This is a genomic window from Micromonospora sp. MA102, assembly GCF_025460765.1.
GTDB classification, from domain to species: domain Bacteria; phylum Actinomycetota; class Actinomycetes; order Mycobacteriales; family Micromonosporaceae; genus Micromonospora; species Micromonospora halotolerans.
The window spans coordinates 63082-81585 of record NZ_JAMWEG010000006.1 but is presented as its reverse complement, the minus strand read 5'-3'; the positions used below and the strand labels follow the sequence as shown (position 1 = coordinate 81585).

At 71.0% G+C, this 18504-nt stretch carries 15 protein-coding genes; 12 read left to right on the top strand and 3 right to left on the bottom strand.

Going from position 1 to position 18504, the window contains the following annotated elements; translation table 11 throughout:
• Window positions 1–199: 199 nt before the first annotated feature.
• Genes NFX44_RS14190 through NFX44_RS14155 form a run of 8 tightly spaced genes read left to right on the top strand, consistent with a single transcriptional unit; the run spans window position 200 to window position 9241 of the window.
• The gene (locus NFX44_RS14190; RefSeq protein WP_262284005.1) at window positions 200–1246 is read left to right on the top strand and encodes a LacI family DNA-binding transcriptional regulator; all 1047 of its coding nucleotides are present in this window, start codon (window positions 200–202) and stop codon (window positions 1244–1246) included.
• 39 nt (window positions 1247–1285) lie between these two features.
• Window positions 1286–2881, top strand: a complete 1596-nt coding sequence (locus NFX44_RS14185) for an FAD-dependent oxidoreductase (RefSeq protein WP_262284004.1) — start codon at window positions 1286–1288, stop codon at window positions 2879–2881.
• A 27-nt stretch (window positions 2882–2908) separates the two neighbouring features.
• On the top strand, window positions 2909–4192 hold the full coding sequence (locus NFX44_RS14180; protein WP_262284003.1) for an ABC transporter substrate-binding protein: 1284 nt from the start codon (window positions 2909–2911) through the stop codon (window positions 4190–4192).
• 11 nt (window positions 4193–4203) lie between these two features.
• Window positions 4204–5151 (top strand): carbohydrate ABC transporter permease, encoded by a 948-nt coding sequence (locus NFX44_RS14175; RefSeq protein WP_262284002.1) that lies wholly within the window; start codon window positions 4204–4206, stop codon window positions 5149–5151.
• Window positions 5141–5983, top strand: coding sequence for a carbohydrate ABC transporter permease (locus NFX44_RS14170; protein WP_262284001.1), 843 nt, complete (start codon window positions 5141–5143; stop codon window positions 5981–5983). The genes NFX44_RS14175 and NFX44_RS14170 overlap by 11 nt, the downstream gene beginning before the upstream one ends.
• Complete coding sequence (locus tag NFX44_RS14165) at window positions 5980–6894, top strand: ROK family protein (protein ID WP_262284000.1); 915 nt, start codon at window positions 5980–5982, stop codon at window positions 6892–6894. Before NFX44_RS14170 ends, NFX44_RS14165 begins: the two co-directional genes overlap by 4 nt.
• Window positions 6891–7598, top strand: coding sequence for an N-acetylmannosamine-6-phosphate 2-epimerase (locus NFX44_RS14160; RefSeq protein ID WP_262283999.1), 708 nt, complete (start codon window positions 6891–6893; stop codon window positions 7596–7598). The genes NFX44_RS14165 and NFX44_RS14160 overlap by 4 nt, the downstream gene beginning before the upstream one ends.
• Window positions 7599–7600: 2 nt before the next feature.
• Window positions 7601–9241, top strand: coding sequence for a DUF4127 family protein (locus NFX44_RS14155; RefSeq protein WP_262283998.1), 1641 nt, complete (start codon window positions 7601–7603; stop codon window positions 9239–9241).
• A gap of 256 nt (window positions 9242–9497) precedes the next feature.
• Here NFX44_RS14155 and NFX44_RS14150 read toward each other — a convergent pair whose 3' ends face one another.
• The 3 genes from NFX44_RS14150 to NFX44_RS14140 form a co-directional block, all read right to left on the bottom strand.
• Window positions 9498–9791 carry a DUF1330 domain-containing protein gene (locus NFX44_RS14150; RefSeq protein ID WP_262283997.1) on the bottom strand — a complete coding sequence of 98 codons (294 nt, stop codon included), beginning with the start codon at window positions 9789–9791 and terminating at the stop codon, window positions 9498–9500.
• Window positions 9792–9951: 160 nt separating this feature from the next.
• Window positions 9952–11442, bottom strand: a complete 1491-nt coding sequence (locus NFX44_RS14145; protein WP_262283996.1) for a CoA-acylating methylmalonate-semialdehyde dehydrogenase — start codon at window positions 11440–11442, stop codon at window positions 9952–9954.
• A complete protein-coding gene (locus NFX44_RS14140; RefSeq protein ID WP_262283995.1) occupies window positions 11439–12743 on the bottom strand; it encodes an aspartate aminotransferase family protein in 1305 nt (434 codons plus the stop codon). The genes NFX44_RS14145 and NFX44_RS14140 overlap by 4 nt, the downstream gene beginning before the upstream one ends.
• A 130-nt stretch (window positions 12744–12873) precedes the next feature.
• On the opposite strand from NFX44_RS14140, the gene NFX44_RS14135 reads away from it, so the two are divergent.
• From NFX44_RS14135 to hydA, 4 genes are all read left to right on the top strand, one after another.
• Window positions 12874–14475 carry a PucR family transcriptional regulator ligand-binding domain-containing protein gene (locus NFX44_RS14135; protein WP_262283994.1) on the top strand — a complete coding sequence of 534 codons (1602 nt, stop codon included), beginning with the start codon at window positions 12874–12876 and terminating at the stop codon, window positions 14473–14475.
• A gap of 227 nt (window positions 14476–14702) precedes the next feature.
• On the top strand, window positions 14703–16265 hold the full coding sequence (locus NFX44_RS14130) for an NCS1 family nucleobase:cation symporter-1 (RefSeq protein WP_262283993.1): 1563 nt from the start codon (window positions 14703–14705) through the stop codon (window positions 16263–16265).
• Window positions 16262–17104, top strand: a complete 843-nt coding sequence (locus NFX44_RS14125; RefSeq protein ID WP_262283992.1) for a nitrilase-related carbon-nitrogen hydrolase — start codon at window positions 16262–16264, stop codon at window positions 17102–17104. Before NFX44_RS14130 ends, NFX44_RS14125 begins: the two co-directional genes overlap by 4 nt.
• Window positions 17101–18504, top strand: a complete 1404-nt coding sequence (hydA, locus tag NFX44_RS14120; protein WP_262283991.1) for a dihydropyrimidinase — start codon at window positions 17101–17103, stop codon at window positions 18502–18504. Before NFX44_RS14125 ends, hydA begins: the two co-directional genes overlap by 4 nt.

Below are 18504 nucleotides of genomic sequence, written 5' to 3'. Positions count from 1 at the left end.
GGCGCTCCTGTCAAGAGGTGTCCGACGCCGCGCCGATCCGCGCGGTCCACCGGCCGGACCATTCGGCTAATGCGCATTACTCCAGCAGGTTCATCGCCGCGAAATCTTGCGCTCACCTCTTGACACACGCCGGGCCAGACGCCAGGCTCCTTCCCAACGCCGAGGCTAATACGCATTAGCCGCACCGGAAGGACCCGACGTGACCGCTCCCCCCCGACGCGTCACCCAGCGTGACATCGCGCGGATGGCCGGTGTCAGTCAGGCGACCGTGTCGCTGGTGCTCAACAACCGGACCGACGCCGAGGTGCGCATCGCCCCGGAGACCCGGGACCGGGTGTTGCGCGTCATCGCCGAGACCGGCTACGCCGCCGACCCCGTGGCCCGCCGCCTCGCCTCGCGGTTCAACCGGATCATCGGCGTCTTCACGTACGAGCCCGCCTTCCCCAGCGGCAGCCGGGACTTCTTCCACCCGTTCCTGCTCGGCATCGAGGAGTACGCCGAGCGGGTCGGCTGCGACCTGCTTCTGTTCACCAGCGCACCGGTCGTGGACGGCCGGCGACGCATCTTCCACCAGGACAACCGGCTGCGGCTGGCCGACGGGTGCATCCTGCTCGGGCGCGAGATCGACGGCGCGGAGCTGCAGCGGCTCAACGGTGACGGATACCCGTACGTCGCCGTCGGGCGCCGCGACGACGCCGGCGGCCCGGTCCCCTACGTCGGCGCCGACTACGCCTCGGCGGTGGCGAGGCTCGTCGAGACGGCGCTGCGGCACGGCCACCGCCGCCTGACGTATGTGGGCATGGGGTCGACCGCCGAGTCCTCGCAGGACCGCCGCCAGGGCTTCGTCGCCGCCGCGAGCACCGCGGAGAGCGCCCGCCAGGTGTCCGCGGTGGCCGGGGCGGCCGACGCGACCCTCGACGATCTGCTGGCCGACGGGAGCACGGCGGCGTTCGTGGAGGACTTCGCCACGGCGGTGGCACTGGAGTCCGCCGCCCGGCGGCGCGGCCTCACCGTGCCCGGCGACCTGTCGATCGTGACCCTCGGCGACCCGACCGTCCCCGTCCCCACCGACATCGTGTTCACCGGGTTCCGCATCCCCCGCGAGGAGATGGGCCGGCAGTCGGTCGAGGTGCTCACCGGCGTCATCGACGGCAGCGCCGGCGGCCTCCAGCAGCGACTTCTCCCCTGCCAACTCGTCGAGGGCAGCACCCTCGGCACCCCTGATCCGGCGGTCGACCGCCGCTGAGCGGCCGGCCGCGCAACTGGAAGGAAGCAAGTGGTCATCATGCGTGCGGACGTCCTCGTCGTCGGGGGCGGACTGGGCGGTGTCGCCGCGGCGCTCGCCGCGGCCCGGACCGGCCGGTCCGTCATCCTGACCGAGGAGTTCGACTGGCTCGGCGGGCAGCTCACCAGCCAGGCCGTCCCACCGGACGAGCACTCCTGGATCGAGCAGTTCGGCGCCACCGCCAGCTACCGGGCGCTGCGCAACGGCATCCGCGGCTACTACCGCCGTCACTACCCGCTGACCGAACGGTCCCGGGCCTGGACCGACCTCAACCCCGGTGCGGGCTGGGTGAGCCGGCTCTGCCACGAGCCGCGGGTGGCCGTCGCCGTCATCGAGGAGATGCTCGCCCCGTACCGGGGCTCGGGCCGGCTGCGGGTGCTGCAGCCGTACCGGCCGGTCGCCGCGGAGACCGACGGCGACCGGGTGACCGGCGTGACCCTCGCGCACCGCGACCGGGACGAGCGGATCGACGTGGTCGCCCCGTACGTGCTGGACGCCACCGAGACCGGCGAGCTGCTGCCGCTGACCGGCACCGAGTACGTCACCGGGTTCGAGTCGCGGGCGGAGACCGGTGAGCCGAGCGCCCCGGCCGAGGCCCAGCCGATGAACATGCAGGCGGTGTCCGTCTGCTTCGCCATCGACCACGTCGACGGCGACCACACCATCGACCGGCCCGCCGGATACGACTTCTGGCGCGACTACAAGCCCGACTTCTGGGGTGACCGGCTGCTGTCCTGGAAGTCGCCGCACCCGCGCACCCTGGAGATCGTCGAGCGCAGCTTCACCCCCAACCCGGACGACGACCCGCTGAGCGTCAACGCCGACCAGCGCGTCAACCCCGGTGACGGCAACCTGTGGACGTTCCGGCGGATCGCCGCGCGCCGCAACTTCACCGACGGCGCGTACGGCAGCGACATCACGCTGGTGAACTGGCCGATGATCGACTACTTCGAGGGCCCGGTCATCGACGTGCCGAACGCGTCGTGGCACCTGGCCAAGGCCCGCGAGCTGTCGTACTCGGTGCTCTACTGGCTGCAGACCGAGGCGCCCCGGCCCGACGGCGGCACCGGCTTCCCCGGCCTGCGGCTGCGCGGCGACGTGACCGGCAGCGCCGACGGCCTGGCCCAGGCCCCGTACATCCGCGAGTCCCGCCGGATCCGGGCCGAGTACACCGTCGCCGAGCAGGATCTGTCCCTGGCGGTCCGGGGCGAGCACGGCGCGGTCGAGTACCCGGACGCGGTGGGCGTGGGCATGTACCGGATCGACCTGCACCCGTCGACCGGCGGCGACAACTACATCGACGTCGGCTCCTGCCCGTTCGAGATCCCGCTCGGCGCGCTGATCCCCCGGCGGATGGAGAACCTGCTGCCCGCCGGCAAGAACATCGGCACCACCCACGTCACCAACGGCAGCTACCGGCTGCACCCGGTCGAGTGGAACGTCGGCGAGGTCGCCGGCCTGCTCGCCGACTTCTGTCTGGCGCGGGGCGAGTCCCCGCGTGCGGTCCGCAACACCCCCCGTCTGCTGGCCGACTTCCAGGACCGCCTCACCGCGGCCGGCGTGGAACAGCGCTGGCCGCGGATCGCGGGCTACTGAACACACACCCCCGGTGAGGAGAAAATTGTGAGAGCAGGAAAGGCCCTGCGCGGCGTCGCCGTGGCGCTGGCCGGCGCGCTCGCCCTGACCGCCTGCGGCGGCGGTGGCGAGTCGGCCGACAGCGGCCCGGCGAAGCTGCGGATGACCGTCTGGTCGGCCAACGAGGCGCACCTCAAGCTGTTCAACGAGATCGCCGACGAGTACCGCAAGAGCCACCCGGACGTCGCCGAGATCAAGTTCGACCCGCTGCCGTTCGACAACTACACCACGACCCTGACCACCCAGATCGCCGGCGGGAACGCGCCCGACCTCGCCTGGGTGTTCGAGAACTCGGCCCCCGACTTCGTCGCCTCGGGCGCGCTCGCGCCGCTGGACGACACCCTCAAGAAGGCCGAGGGCTACCAGTACGAGGACCTCTCCCCCGCCACCCTCAAGCTCTGGCAGAACGACGGGAAGCTGTTCGCGTACCCCTTCTCCACCTCGCCGTTCGGGGTGTTCGTCAACACCGACATGATCAAGAAGGCCGGGCAGAAGACCCCGGCCGAGCTGATCGCGTCCGGGCAGTGGACCTGGGACAACGCCCTGACCACCGCCGCCGCGGCGGCGGCGAGGTCCGGCAAGGCCGGCCTGGTCATCCGGGACTTCGACTACAAGGGCTGGGACAACCTGTCCACTTTCTGGACCGGGTGGGGCGCCCGGGCGTGGAGCGAGGACGGCAAGACCTGCGGCTTCAACAGCCCGGAGATGGTCGACGCGATGACCACCCTGCACAAGGCCACCTTCACCCAGAAGGCGCTGCCCGGTCCGGGCACGACGGCCGACTTCTTCGCCGGTGACTCGGCCATGACGGTCACCCAGATCTCCCGCGCGTCGCTGCTGAAGGACGGCGGCTTCGGGTGGGACCTGGTGCCGCTGCCGGCCGGGCCGAAGGGGAACTACGCGGTGGTCGGCCAGGCCGGCCTCGGGGTGATGAAGAAGAGCCCGCACGCCAAGCAGGCCGCCGACTTCCTGGCCTTCTTCACCAACCCCACCAACTCGGCGAAGCTCGCCCAGTTCTTCCCGCCGCCCCGGCAGTCCCAGCTGACCGCCGAGACGCTCGCCAAGACGAACCCGAAGCTCAAGCCGGAGCAGCTGCAGAAGGTCGTCATCGACGGCATCACCAACGGCGTGGTCAAGCCCAGCCACGCCGGCCAGGCCGAGCTGAGCCAGCAGGTCCGCGCCGGCCTCGACCCGCTGTGGCAGCCGAACGCGGACGTCAAGGCCGTGCTCAACGGCGTCTGCACCAAGATCCAGCCGCTGCTGGCGAAGTAGGGCTGACGATCATGACCCAGACGGACACCAGGGTGGGCCCGGCTGCTGCCGGGCCCGCCCCGGGCCCGGCCCGGCCGTTCTGGACCACCCGCCGCCGGGACCACCTTGCCGGTTACCTGTTCATCACCCCGCAACTGCTCGGCAGCGCCGTCTTCGTGATCCTGCCGCTGATCCTCGTGGTCTGGTACAGCCTGCACGAGTGGAACGTGCTCGCCGGGACGTTCGAGTTCGTCGGCACCGACAACTACCAGGCGCTCGTCGACGACCCCAACCTCGGCGCGGTGCTGCGCGCCACCGGGCTGTTCTCCGTCGGCCTCGTGGTGCTCAACCTCGGCCTGGCCTTGCTGCTGGCCGTCCTGCTCAACCAGCGGCTGCGCGGCACCATCCTGTTCCGCACGCTGTTCTTCTCTCCCGTCGTGGTCTCGCTGGTGGCCTGGACCATCGTGTGGGGCTTCCTGCTGCAGGACAACGGCGGGCTGAACAGCCTGCTCGACACCGTCGGGATCGACGGGCCGAACTGGCTGCGCGGCGAGGGCACCGCGATGGTGTCGGTCATCGTCGTGCAGGTGTTCAAGAACGTCGGCCTGAACATGGTGCTGTTCCTGGCCGCCCTGCAGGGCGTGCCGGCGGACCTGTACGAGGCCGCGCAGGTGGACGGGGCGAGCCGGCTGCGCCAGTTCTGGCGCATCACGGTGCCGCTCATCAGCCCGACGATCCTGCTCACGTCGATCATCACCGTGGTCGGGTCGCTGCAGGTCTTCGCACAGATCGCGGTGCTCACCCAGGGCGGGCCGGGCACGTCGACGACCGTGCTCGTCTACTACCTGTACCAGCAGGCCTTCCAGTTCCATCACTTCGGCTACGGCGCCACGCTGTCGATCGTCCTGTTCGCCATCGTGCTCGCGCTCACCGTGCTGCAGTGGCAGATGCGCAAGAGGTGGGTCTTCCATGAGTCGTGACCTGTCGCGGCGGACCAAGCTGGTGCTCTACGGGGTGCTGCTGGTCCTGTCGATCCCGTTCGTCTTCCCGACCTGGTGGATGGTCACCTCGTCGCTGAAGCCGGTGGCGGACATCTTCGCCTTCCCGCCGGACCTGCTGCCGACCCACCCGCGGCTCGACGCGTACCGGCGGGTGTTCGAGTTGCAGCCGTTCGGGCAGCAGTACCTGAACAGCCTCTACATCGCGCTGCTCGTCACGGTCGGCACCCTGGCCGTGTCGGCGCTGGCCGGTTACGCCTTCGCGCGCATCCGATTCCGCGGCCAGAACGTCCTGTTCCTGGTCGTCCTCGCGGGCCTGCTCATTCCCAGCGAGGTGACGATCGTTCCGCTGTTCCAGATGTTCTTCAAGCTCGGCCTGGTCAACACCCACTGGCCGCTGATCCTGGTGCCGATCTTCGGCGCGCCCAGCGTGCTGGCGACGTTCATCATGCGGCAGTTCTTCATCAGCCTCCCCGGCGAGCTGGAGGAGGCCGCCCGGGTCGACGGGCTCGGCCGATTCGCCACCTTCTGGCGGATCGCCCTGCCGCTGTCGCGGCCCGCGCTGGGCGCGGTGGCCATCTTCACCTTCCTGCACAGCTGGAACCTCTACCTGGAGCCGATCGTGTTCCTCTCCTCGCCGGAGAAGTTCACCCTGCCCCAGGCGCTCACCCAGTTCGTCGACGCCTACGGCGGCCCCATGTGGGACGTCCAGCTGGCCGCCGCGTCGATGACCGCGCTGCCGGTCCTGGTGGTCTTCGTCATCGCGCAGAAGCAGTTCGTCGAGGGCCTCGCGCACACCGGCCTCAAGGGATGACGACACCGGTCGTCGGCATCGACATCGGCGGCACCAAGACGGCGGCCGCACTGGTCGACCGGGGCGGGCGGGTGCGGGAGCGCCGCGAGGTCCCCACGCCCGCCCGGTCCGGGCCGGAGGCCGTGCTGGACGCCGCCGCCCGGCTGGCCGCCGTCCTGCTCGGCGCGACCACCGGGCCGGTGGGCGTGGGCACCGCCGGCACGGTCGACCCCACGACGGGCGGCATCCGGTACGCCACCGACAGCCTGCCCGGCTGGACCGGCACCCCGGTCGCCGACGCGCTGGCCGCCCGGCTGGGCCGAGCGGTGCGGGTCACCAACGACGTGAACGCCGCCGCGCTCGGCGAATGCTGGGCCGGCGCCGGACGGGACCGCGCCCATGTGCTGCTGGTCGCCGTCGGCACCGGGCTGGGCGGGGCGGTCGTCCGGCACGGCCGCGTCGAGGGGGGCGCCCGCGGCGCCGCCGGCGAGGTCGGGCACCTGCCGGCACCCGGCGCCGACCGGCTGCGCTGCGGGTGCGGCCGGTACGGGCACCTGGAGGCGATCGCCTCGGGCAGCGGGCTGGCCGCCGCGTACGCCATCGAGACCGGAAGCCGGGTCACCGGCCGGACCGTCGCCGAGCGCGCTGCAGCCGGCGAGGCGGCCGCCCGGCGGGTCGTGGACCGGGCCGGCACCGCCCTCGGCGCGGCCCTGGCGGGGCTGGTGGCCCTGCTCGACCCGGACGCCGTCCTCGTGGCGGGCGGGGCGGGCGGTGCCCTGCTGCCCGCCGCGTCGGCCGCCTACTCGGCCGAGCTGCCCGCGGGCTGGGCCGGCGTCCCGCTGCTGCCCGCCACCCTGGGCGCCGACGCCGTCGTGGTCGGCGCGGCCCGGCTGGCCATGGACAGCCTCGACTTCGAAAGGACCACCGCGTGAACGTGCTCGACGACCTGGCCGGCGGCCTGGTGGTGTCCTGCCAGCCGCTGCCCGACGACCCCGGCGACCCGATGCGCGACCCGTACGTGCAGGCCCGGGTGGCGGCCGCGGTGGTGCGCGGCGGCGCGGTGGCGGTCCGGGTCAACGGGCCCGGCGACGTCGCCGCGGTGCGCCCCGTCGTCGACGTCCCGGTGATCGGGCTCTACAAGCACGGCACCGAGGGCGTGGTCATCACCCCGACCGCGGCCCACGCCCTCGACGTGGCGCTGGCCGGCGCGGACATCGTCGCGGTCGACGCCACCGACCGCCCGCGGCCGGACGGGCGCACCTTCGCCGAAACGGTCCGCCTGATCCGCGAACGGACCGACGTGCTGATCCTCGCCGACGTCGCCACCGCGGCCGAGGGCGTCGCCGCCGTCGAGGCCGGCGCCGACGCCGTCGCCACCACACTGTCCGGCTACACCCCGGCCAGCCCACCGACTGACGGGCCCGACCTCGGGCTCGTGGCGCGACTCGCCGCACAGCTGTCCGTGCCGGTGATCGCCGAAGGGCGGTACCGCACCACGGAACAGATCGGCCAGGCCTTCGACGCGGGTGCGCACGCGGTGGTGATGGGCAACGCCGTCACCTCACCGCTGTGGATCACCCGCCGGCTCGTGCCGGCCACCCCCCGCGCGGCGAGCGCACCGGAGAAGAGGGAGTGAGCATGAGAAGACGTACCCTCCTGGCCACCGGCGTGGCCGGGCTGGCCACCGCGGCCATCGGCCGACCGGCCCTCGCCGGGCCCGCCGGGCGGCAGCCGACCGTGGCACTGGTGCCGTTGGACGACCGGCCGGTCAACACGTACGCCCCGCAGATGACCGCGGCCAGTGCCGGCACCCGCGTGCAGCTGCCGCCACGGGAACTGCTGGGCCGCTTCTTCACCCCCGGCGACGGGGCCGCCATCGCCCGCTGGCTCGGCACCACCGACAGCGCCGACGGGTACGTGATCTCGGTCAGCATGCTCGCCTACGGCGGCCTGATCGCCTCCCGCACCGCCGCACCGACCCTGGCCGCCGCGCTGGACAACCTGGCCGCCGTCCGGAACCTGCGCGCGACCCGGCCGGACGCGGTGATCGAGGTGCACGACACCATCCAGCGCCTCGCGATCACCAGCACCGGCACCGAGCTGGACCGGTACCGCGACGCGCTGGTCAGCTGGGCGAAGCTCTACGACCAGGTGGTGAACCTCGGGCAGGAGGAGCTGCGGGCCCAGCTGGACGCCGTCCGGGCGCAGATTCCCGACCAGGTCGTCGAGGACTACCTCGCCGCGCGGGCCCGCAACCACCAGGTCAACCGGCTCATGGTCGAGTGGGTCGCCGACGGCACCATCAGTCACCTCGTGCTCTCCGAGGACGACACCGCGCCGGTCGGCCTGGCCCGGGCCGAGCGGGTGGAGCTGGAGGATCTGGTCGCCCACCTCGGCGTCGGCGACCGGGTGGAGATCTTCCCCGGTGCCGACGAGGTCGACGCGCTGCTGGTCGCCCGCGTCATCGCGGCCGGCCGGACGCCCACCTACCGCGTCGAGTACGCCGGCGTCTCGGGCGAGAACTGGACGGCCCAGCTGGAGGGCATCCCGTTCGCGGAGAACATCCGCCGGCACGTGGCCGCCGTGGGCGGGCGCGTCGTCGGCGGCGAGGCGGACATCGTGCTCGCCGTGAACACCCCCTCGGCGGCGCCGGCCCAGCGGGCCGCCGACCTGGACGCCTTCGTCGGGCGGGTCGGCGACCTGCTGGCCGCCGGCACCCCGGTCATCGTGGTGGACCCGCTCATCGTCAACAAGGCGGACCATGACCTGGTGGCGCGGATGGAGAGCCGGCTGGACCTCGCGGCGCTGCTGTCGTACTCGGGGTGGAACACCGGCGGCAACGCCCTCGGCCTGGCGCTCGGGCACGGCACCGCCCGGTGGGCGTACCTGCGCTCCTCCGGCAGCGGCTTCGGGGCGCCGGAGCTGCGCGGGCCGGGCCAGGCGCACGCCGAGTACCTGCTCTACCGGTTCGTCAAGGACGACCCGTGGAAGAACATCGTGCAGGTCGAGGCGTACGCGCACGCGCGGGCGCAGGGCTGGGACCCGCTCGCGCTCACGCCCGAGCAGAAGACCTACTTCGACGGCTGGGTGCGGGAACGGCTGGTGCCGCTGACCGAGCGGTACTTCGCCGACCACTTCGCGGGGCACCGCATCGTGCTGGGGCGGCGGGGCGCGAAGACGTTCACGGCGACCCTGGCGCGGTTCGAGTCGGCGCGCGTCGAGCTGCCGTGGGACCGCCTCTTCGAGGTGATCCTGGAGCCGCGGCTGCAACTGTCCTGACCGGCCACCGGTCGCGCCGGCGCTGGGTCGCCGGCGCGGCCGGTCGGTCGATTGCCACCCTCAGCCCGCACGCTCGCGATGCTGGCCCGGTCGGCCGTGCCCACGTCGAAGGCGGGCGAGTCGGCGATCAGCCGGCAGCGGTCCGCCAGAGCGGATCGCCTGGTCGGCGGCACGTTTCGTTGCCCTGGCGCGGTTGGCCGTCCCTCGTGCTGGCCTGCGGCGGCCCGTCCTTGCCACCCGCGCCCGTCGGCCGGCCTCACGGCGTCGCTTCGATGATGCGCAGGTCGCGGTCGGCGCCGTCGCCGAGCGCCCGCAGCGCCTCCTGGTAGGCGGGGGTCTCGTGGGCGGCGAGCGCGGCGTCGACGCTGTCGAACTCGATAAGCGTCGTGCGCTCCAGCACGCCGGACTCGAACGCGTGCGCCGGCAGGCCGCGCGCAAGGAACGTGCCGCCGGCGGCGCGCAGCGCCGGCCCCGCCAGTTCCGCGTATGCGGCGACCTTCTCGTCGTCGCTGATGGACCGGTAGGTGGTGATCCAGTAGGCCTTCGGCACCGTCGCTGACTCCCGCTCATGTGGACGGGCACTCCCCTGCTGGACTGCCCTGCGAAGCGTAATGGCACCGACCCGCCACGCGCAGGGGCAGCCGAAATTCAACTGATCAACGGCTACCACGAGCGGCCCGTGATGATCGGACCTGCCGGGGTTCTGGTGCTCAGCTGTTCTGTGGGAAGCCGAGGTTCACGCCACCGTGGGAGGGGTCGAGCCACCGGCTGGTGACCACCTTGGATCTGACGAAAAAGCTCACTCCCTCCGGCCCGTACGCGTGCGCGTCACCGAACAGGGAGTCCTTCCACCCGCCGAAGGAGTAGTACGAGACCGGGACCGGGATCGGGACGTTCACTCCGACCATGCCGATCTCGATCTCGTTCTGGTAGCGCCGGGCTGCCCCGCCGTCGTTGGTGAAGATGGCGGTGCCGTTGCCGTAGCGGTTGGTGTTGACCACCTCGACGGCGTCGTCGTAGCTGGGCACGCGCAGCACCGAGAGCACCGGTCCGAAGATTTCGTCGGTGTAGATGGACATGTCGGTGTCCACGTGATCGAAGAGGGTCGGCCCGAGCCAGAAGCCGGCCCGCTCACCGTCGATCGGGTGACTTCGCCCGTCGACCACCAGCTCGGCCCCCGCGGCCCGTCCGGCGTCCAGGTACGACACCACCCGGTCGCGGTGGGCGCCGGTGACCAGCGGTCCCATCTCGCAGCCCGGCCGACGGCCGTCGCCGACTCGGAGCGCGGCGATCCGCTCGCTGATCTTGCCGACCAGCGCGTCGCCGACCGGGTCGACGGCCACGACGACGGAGATGGCCATGCAGCGCTCGCCGGCCGAGCCGAAGCCGGCCGAGACCGCGGCGTCGGCGGCAAGGTCGAGGTCGGCGTCGGGCAGGACGACCATGTGGTTCTTCGCGCCGCCGAGCGCCTGCACACGCTTGCCGTTGCGGGTGCCGGTCTCGTAGACGTAGCGGGCGATCGGGGTGGAGCCGACGAAGGAGATCGCCTTCACCGCCGGGTGTTCGAGAATACGGTCGACTGCCTCCTTGTCGCCATGCACGACGTTGAACACTCCGTCCGGTAGCCCGGCCTCGGCGAACAGTTCGGCGAGGAAGTTCGCCGCGGACGGGTCCTTCTCGCTCGGCTTGAGGACCACGCTGTTGCCGCATGCGATAGCGTTCGGCGCGAACCACAGCGGCACCATGGCGGGGAAGTTGAACGGGGTGATCACGCCGACCACGCCGAGCGGCTGCCGGATGGAGTACACGTCGACCTGGGTGGAGGCGTTTTCGCTGAACCCGCCCTTGAGCATCGGCGAGATGCCGCAGGCGAACTCCACGTTCTCCAGCCCGCGTTGGATCTCCCCCGCGGCGTCGGACAGCACCTTGCCGTGCTCGGCGGTGATGATCTTGGCTAGTTCGGGCCGGCGGGCGTTCAGCAGTTCCCGGAAGGCGAACATCACGTTCGACCGCTGGGCGAGGGAAGCCGTACGCCAGCGGGTGAAGGCCTCGCCGGCGGCGGCGACGGCCTGGTCGACGACCGCGGCGGTCGCGAAGTCGACGTGCCCTGCGACCTGTCCGGTGGCGGGGTCGTAGATGTCGCCGGCGCGTTCGGCGACGCCGTTCCACGGCTTGCCGCCGATCCAGTGGGTGGTCCTCATCGCTGCTGCACCTCCTTGGCCACGGCCTCGATCGACTGAGTGAGGATCTCCAGCGCCTCGTCCGCCTCGGCCCGGGTCAGCGTCATCGGTGGTGCCAGGCGGATGACGTTGCCGTACAGGCCGCCCTTGCCGACGAGCAGTCCACGTTCCCGGGATTCCTCCAGCAGTGCGGCGGCGGCCGCCGGGTGGGGCGCGCCGTCGGGTCTGACGAGTTCCAGCGCGATCATCAGGCCCTTGCCGCGGACGTCGCCGACCACGGGATGCGCCTGCGCGGCCGCACGGAGGCCGTCGAGCAGCCGGGCACCCAGGTCTGCGGCGTTGGCCTGGAGGTCGTGCTGCAGGAGATAGTTGAGCGAGGCCAGAGCGCCGGCGGTGGCGAGCGGGTTGCCCCCGAAGGTGGAGATCGAGTTGGCGCCGAGGCAGTCCATGAGGTCTGCCCGGGCGATGACTCCGCCGATCGCCAGGCCGTTGCCCAGGCCTTTGGCGAAGGTGATCGCGTCGGGTACGACGCCGTGCGCCTGGATGCCCCAGAAGTGCTCGCCGGTGCGACCCCAGCCGGTCTGCACCTCGTCGGAGACGAGGAGGATCCCGTACTCGTCGAGCACCCTCTTGAACTCGCCGAACAGCCCGTCTGGTGGGGTGGCGAAGCCGCCGACGCCCTGGATCGGTTCAACGATCATGCACGCGACGTCACCCGCGGTCGTCGTCTCGATGATCTCGCGCAGGTCGGCGACGCAGGCGCGGACGTAGTCCGCGTCGGACAGGTCCCGGAAGGGGCTGCGGTAGCGGTAGCCGCCGTGCACCCAGCTCACCTTGACGGGGCTGAGCGCGCTGGCCGACCAGCCGCGGATGCCGGTGATGCCGACGGTGGCGAACGCGCGGCCGTGGTAGGAGTTGCGCAGGGCGAGCACCTGCTCGCTGCGCCGGTACTGGGTGGCGAGCATCAGCGCGGTCTCGTTCGCCTCGGTGCCCGAGTTGGTGAAGAACACCTTGGCGTCCGGAATCCCGGAGAGCTCCGCGATCTTCTCCGCGAGCTCGACCTGCGACTGGATCAGGTAGAGCGTGGAGGAGTGCAGCACGCCGGTGTCGATCTGCGACCGGACCGCGTCGCTGATCTCGGCCACGTCGTAGCCGATCGCGTTGGTGAGGATGCCGGCGAAGAAGTCGAGGTAGGTGCGTCCCTCCCGGTCGGTCACCCGGCGACCGGACGCGCTGGCGAACTCGATCGGCTGTTCGTAGTACAGCGCCAGCCACTTCGGCATCACGGACCGGTGTCTGGTCAGCAGCTCGCGGTGCGCCATCGCGTCCTCCGTATCTCCGCCGGTAGGCCGAGTGTGGCGGCATTCGTTGTCCAACCGCTATGTGCAACCTGTACCGCTCTGCAGCCGCTGCCATTACGTTGTGTGCAATCCCGGCAGTAGGGAGGTCGCGATGTATCCCTCCGTCGCAGAAGCTGTCGCGCTGCCGGTGTTCCGGCGCGCGAGGCCGCAGGTGGTGGCCGGGTCGGCGGGGATGCAGGGCCGGGTGCGCTGGGTCCACGTGGCGGAGGTCGCCGACATCGCGCACCTGCTCCGCGGTGGGGAACTGGTACTGACCACCGGCATCGCGCTGCCCGAGGAGCCGGCGGCGCTCACGGGCTACGTGGACGACCTGGCCGCGGTCCACGCGGCGGGACTGGTCATCGAGTTGGTCCGCCGGTGGAACGATCACGTACCCGAGGCGCTCGTGACGGCGGCCGACCGGCACCGACTCCCCCTGATCACGCTCGCGGAAGAGACGCGGTTCGTGTCCGTCACCGAGGCGGTGGTGGCGCTGATCGTCGACGCCCAACTCGCCGAGCTGCGGGCCGCCGAGCAGGTGCACGAGACGTTCACCTCCCTCACCGTGGCCGGGGCCGAGCCCGCGGAGGTGCTGCGCGAGGTGGCCAGGATCTCCGGGCTGCCCGTCGTGCTGGAGACGCTGGGGCACGAGGTGCTCGCGTACGACGCGGCTGGGCAGGACCCCACCGAGCTGCTCGCGGACTGGAGTCAGCGGTCCCGGTCCGTGGCCGTGCCCGAGCGAACGGCCTACGACGAGGAGGCCGGCTGGCTGGTCACGGTGGTCGGCGCGCAGGGCGCCGACTGGGGACGCCTGGTGCTGCTCTCGCCGGACCCTCCGCCGCACCGGCACATGGTGGTCGCGGAGCGGGCCGCGTCGGCGCTGGCGGTGCATCGGCTCGTGGCGCGTGATCGGGAGAGCCTGGAACGCCAGACGCATCGGATGTTGCTCGCGCAACTGCTCGGTCAGGCGGTACCGCCGCCGGATCTGGCCGCCCGGGCGGCCGCGCTGGGCGTCGGCCTCGAACGGCGGCAGCTCGTCGGGGTGGCGATCCGGCCCGGGCACGTGACGCCACGCGCGCCTGCGCTGGCCACTCAGGAGGTTTTGCGCGACCTCGCCGAGGTGACCGCGTCGGCCGCACGGCGGGTGTCGGTACCCGCCCTGGTGGGCGTCGTGGACGACACGAGCGTACGGGCGCTGTTGTCGCTGCCCGCCCACGCCCGGGTCGACGCGGTACTGCGTCGGCTGGCCGAGGAGGTACACCGCTCGACGGCCGGCCCGGTGCTGGTAGCGGTCGGCACCACCGTGTCACACGCCGCCGAGGTGCGCCGCAGCCTCGGTGAGGCCGCCCACGTCGCGGGGGCGGCCCTCCGCACCCCCGGTGCGCAGCTCTACCACAAGCTGGACAACGTGCGCCTGCGCGGCCTGTTGCATCTGTTGCGAGAGGACGAGCGGGTCCAGGCGTTCGCAGACCGGGAGTTGGGCCCGCTGCTGGCGCGGGACGCCCACCAGCGCAGCCGGCTGGTGGAGCTGCTGCGCTGCTACTGCGAGCAGGGCGGGAACAAGTCGGCGGCGGCCGCCGCGGCGCACCTGTCGCGTACGGCCTACTACCAGCAGCTGTCGCGGATCGCGCAGGTGCTCGGGGTGTCGCTGGAGGACCCGGAGTCGGTGCTGTCGCTGTACGTCGCGCTCCTGGTGCACGAACTCGACGCGTAGGACCCTCGCAGCGCTAATCCACCCACCGTACTGATTGACAGGTGGGGTGCGGGCATGCCGTGGACAGAGTGTGCCCCGATCACGGCAAGCGTGGACACTTTGCCGCTGCCCGTGGCGGGCTCGCGACACCCACCATTCCCAGATAAAGATCGCGCTGAACCGCCCACCAGGAGCGCGTGAGCCGGGTTGGTCGGCCAGTGTTGCGGCACCGTAACAGGAGGTGACCGATGACCGTCGAACCCCTGCCCCCGGCCGAAACCACCGCGGTCGAACCCGGAACGCAGATCACCCATCCGGATGGCCGAGTCGAGTTGCGTGACTTCTCCACGATCGCCGACAGCCGCTACTTCAACGAAGAGCTCGCCCCGGTGCCCATCGAGAGGCGCACCTGGACCACGTACAACTTCGCGGCGCTGTGGATCGGCATGGCGCACAACATCCCCACCTACCTGCTCGCCGCCGGGCTCATCCAGCTCGGTATGAACTGGGTGCAGGCGTTCCTCACCATCACGCTGGGCAACCTGCTCGTCCTGATCCCGATGCTGTTGAACAGCCACGCGGGCACCAAGTACGGAATTCCGTTCCCGGTCTTCGCCCGGGCGTTCTACGGAGTCCGCGGCGCGAACCTCCCGGCCCTGCTCCGCGCCTTCATCGCGTGCGGCTGGTTCGGCATCCAGACCTGGATCGGCGGCGAGGCGATCTACGCGATCGCCGGGAACCTGCTGGGCTCCTGGTGGGTCGACGCGGCGCGGATCATGGACTACCCGTGGACGCTGTGGGCCTCCTTCTTCCTGTTCTGGGCGATCGAGATGGCGATCATCTGGCGGGGCATGGACACCCTGCGCCGCTTCGAGAACTGGGCCGCGCCGTTCGTCATCGTGGTGGCCGTCGCCCTGCTGATCTGGGTCATGGTCGAGGCGGGCGGGCTCGGCCCGATCCTGTCCGAGCCGTCGAAGCTGGGCTGGGGCGCCGACTTCTGGAAGCTGTTCGCGCCGTCACTGATGGGGATGATCGCCTTCTGGGCGACCCTGTCGCTGAACATCCCCGACTTCACCCGGTTCGGCGGCAGCCAGCGGCAGCAGGCGTACGGCCAGGTCCTCGGCCTACCCACCACGATGTCGTTCTTCGCCATCCTGTCGATCATGATCACCTCGGGCACGGCCGTGATCTACGGCGAGGCGATCTGGGACCCCATCCAGCTCGCCGCCAAGTTCGAGAACCCGCTGGTCGTCGCGCTGGGCCTGTTCACGGTCGTGGTCGCGACGCTGTCGGTGAACGTCGCCGCGAACACGGTCAGCCCGGCGTACGACTTCTCCAACGCCGCGCCCCGGCTGGTCAACTTCCGGACCGGGGGCCTGATCACCGGCGTGCTCGGCATCCTGATCCAGCCGTGGCGGCTGGTGCAGGACCCCAACATCTACATCTTCGTGTGGCTCGGGTTCTACGGCGGCCTGCTCGGCGCCGTCGCCGGGGTGCTCATCGCCGGCTACTGGGTCCGCAGCCGCACGCGCCTCCGGTTGCCCGCCCTCTACCGTCCCGAGGGCCGGTACTGGTTCTCCGGCGGCTGGAACTGGGCGGCCATCGTCGCCACGGTCGTCGGCGCGGTCCTCGCGGTGGGTGGCGCCTACTCCGCACCGGGCAAGGGGCCGTTCCCCGAGGACGGGTTCATCCCGTGGCTCAAGCCGCTCTACGACTACAGCTGGGTCGCCGGTCTGGTCGGCGCGTTCGTCGTTTACCTGGCGCTGTCGATGCCGCCGCGCGGCAGCCACGCGAAGGAGGAAATCAGGTGAGCAACATCGTCCGAGCCGGGCTGGTGCAGCAGAAGTGGACCGGCGACAAGGAGTCGATGATCGCGAACGCGGTGGAGGCGATCCGCAGCGCCGCGTCGCAGGGCGCACAGGTCGTCTGCCTGCAGGAGTTGTTCTACGGTCCGTACTTCTGCCAGGTGCAGGACGCCGACTACTACTCGTACACCGAGGCGATCCCCGACGGGCCGACGACCGCGCTGATGCGTGAGCTCGCCGAGCAGCACGGTGTGGTGCTGATCGTGCCGATGTACGAGCAGGAACAACCGGGCGTCTACTACAACACCGCGGCGGTGATCGACGCCGACGGCACCTACCTCGGCAAGCACCGCAAGAACCACATCCCGCAGGTGAAGGGGTTCTGGGAGAAGTTCTACTTCCGGCCGGGAAACCTCGGCTATCCGGTGTTCGACACCGCGGTGGGCCGCATCGGCGTCTACATCTGCTACGAACGGCACTTCCCGGAAGGCTGGCGGGCGCTGGGGCTGGCCGGCGCGAAGATCGTCTTCAACCCCTCGGCCACGAGCCGGGGCCTGTCGGAGTACCTCTGGCGCCTCGAGCAGCCGGCCGCCGCGGTCGCCAACGAGTACTACGTCGGCACGATCAACCGCGTCGGCGTGGAACCGTTGGGCGACAACGACTTCTACGGCCAGTCCTACTTCGTGGACCCGCGGGGACAACTGGTCGGCGACGCCGCGTCGGACACCGAAGAAGAGGTCGTCATCCGCGATCTCGACATGGACAGGCTGGCCGAGGTGCGCGACCTGTGGGCGTTCTACCGCGACCGCCGGCCGGAGACCTACGAATCGCTGGTGACGCCGTGAGCATCGTCATCCGCAACGGAACAGTCGTCAACGCCACCGGGGAGTACCTGGCGGACGTGCTGGTGGAGGGCGAGCGGATCGCCGCGCTCGCCGCGCCGGACTCAGGTCTGGCCGAGCAGTGGGCATCCGGCGCCGAGCGAGTGATCGACGCCGCCGGGAAGTACGTGGTGCCAGGCGGCATCGACGGCCACACCCACATGGAGATGCCGTTCGGGGGCACCTTCTCGGCCGACACCTTCGAGAGCGGGACGATCGCGGCGGCCTGGGGCGGCACGACCACGATCATCGACTTCGCCGTGCAGGGCAAGGGAACGTCGCTGCTGTCCGCGCTGGACAAGTGGCACAGCAAGGCCGACGGCAACTGTGCGATCGACTACGGGTTCCACATGATCGTCTCGGACGTCAACGACACGTCGCTCAAGGAGATGGAGGCCTGCATCGACGCCGGCGTGAACACCTTCAAGATGTTCATGGCCTACCCGGGTGTCTTCTACGCCACGGACGGGGAGATCCTGCGGGCGATGCAGAAGGCCCGGGACACCGGATCGATGATCATGATGCACGCGGAGAACGGCATCGCCATCGACCAGCTCGTCGCGCAGGCACTGGCGAGTGGGCGGACCGACCCCGTACAGCACGGGCTGACCCGGCCGCCCGAGCTGGAAGGCGAGGCAACCTCCCGGGCGATCACCCTGGCGAAGGTCACCGGCGCACCGCTGTACATCGTGCACCTGTCCGCCGCGCACGCCCTCGACGCGGTCACCCAGGCCCGCGACACCGGGCAGAACGTGTTCGCCGAGACCTGCCCGCAGTACCTGTTCCTGTCGCTGGACGACCTGGCGAGGCCCGACTTCGAGGGCGCGAAGTACGTGGCCTCTCCCCCGCTGCGGCCCAGGGAGCACCAGGCGGAACTGTGGCGGGGCCTGCGCACCAACGACCTGTCGCTGGTGTCGACCGACCACTGCCCGTTCTGCTTCAAGGACCAGAAGGAGCTGGGCCGGGGAGACTTCTCGAAGATCCCCAATGGGATGCCGGGTGTCGAGCACCGGATGGACCTGCTCTACCAGGGCGTCGTGAAGGGCGAGATCACCCTGCCGCGCTGGGTCGAGATCAGCTCGACCACGCCCGCCCGGATGTTCGGTCTCCATCCACGCAAGGGCGTCATCGCCCCGGGCGCGGACGCCGACATCACGGTGTACGACCCGACGGCCGAGCAGACCATCTCCGCCGGCAGCCACCACATGAACGTGGATTATTCCGCGTACGAGGGCATGCGGCTGACCGGGAAGGTCTCCACCGTGTTGTCGCGCGGCCGGATCGTCGTCGACGACAACGCCTTCCACGGCGCCGCCGGGCACGGCACGTTCCTGAAGCGCGACCTCAGCCAGTACCTGGTCTGA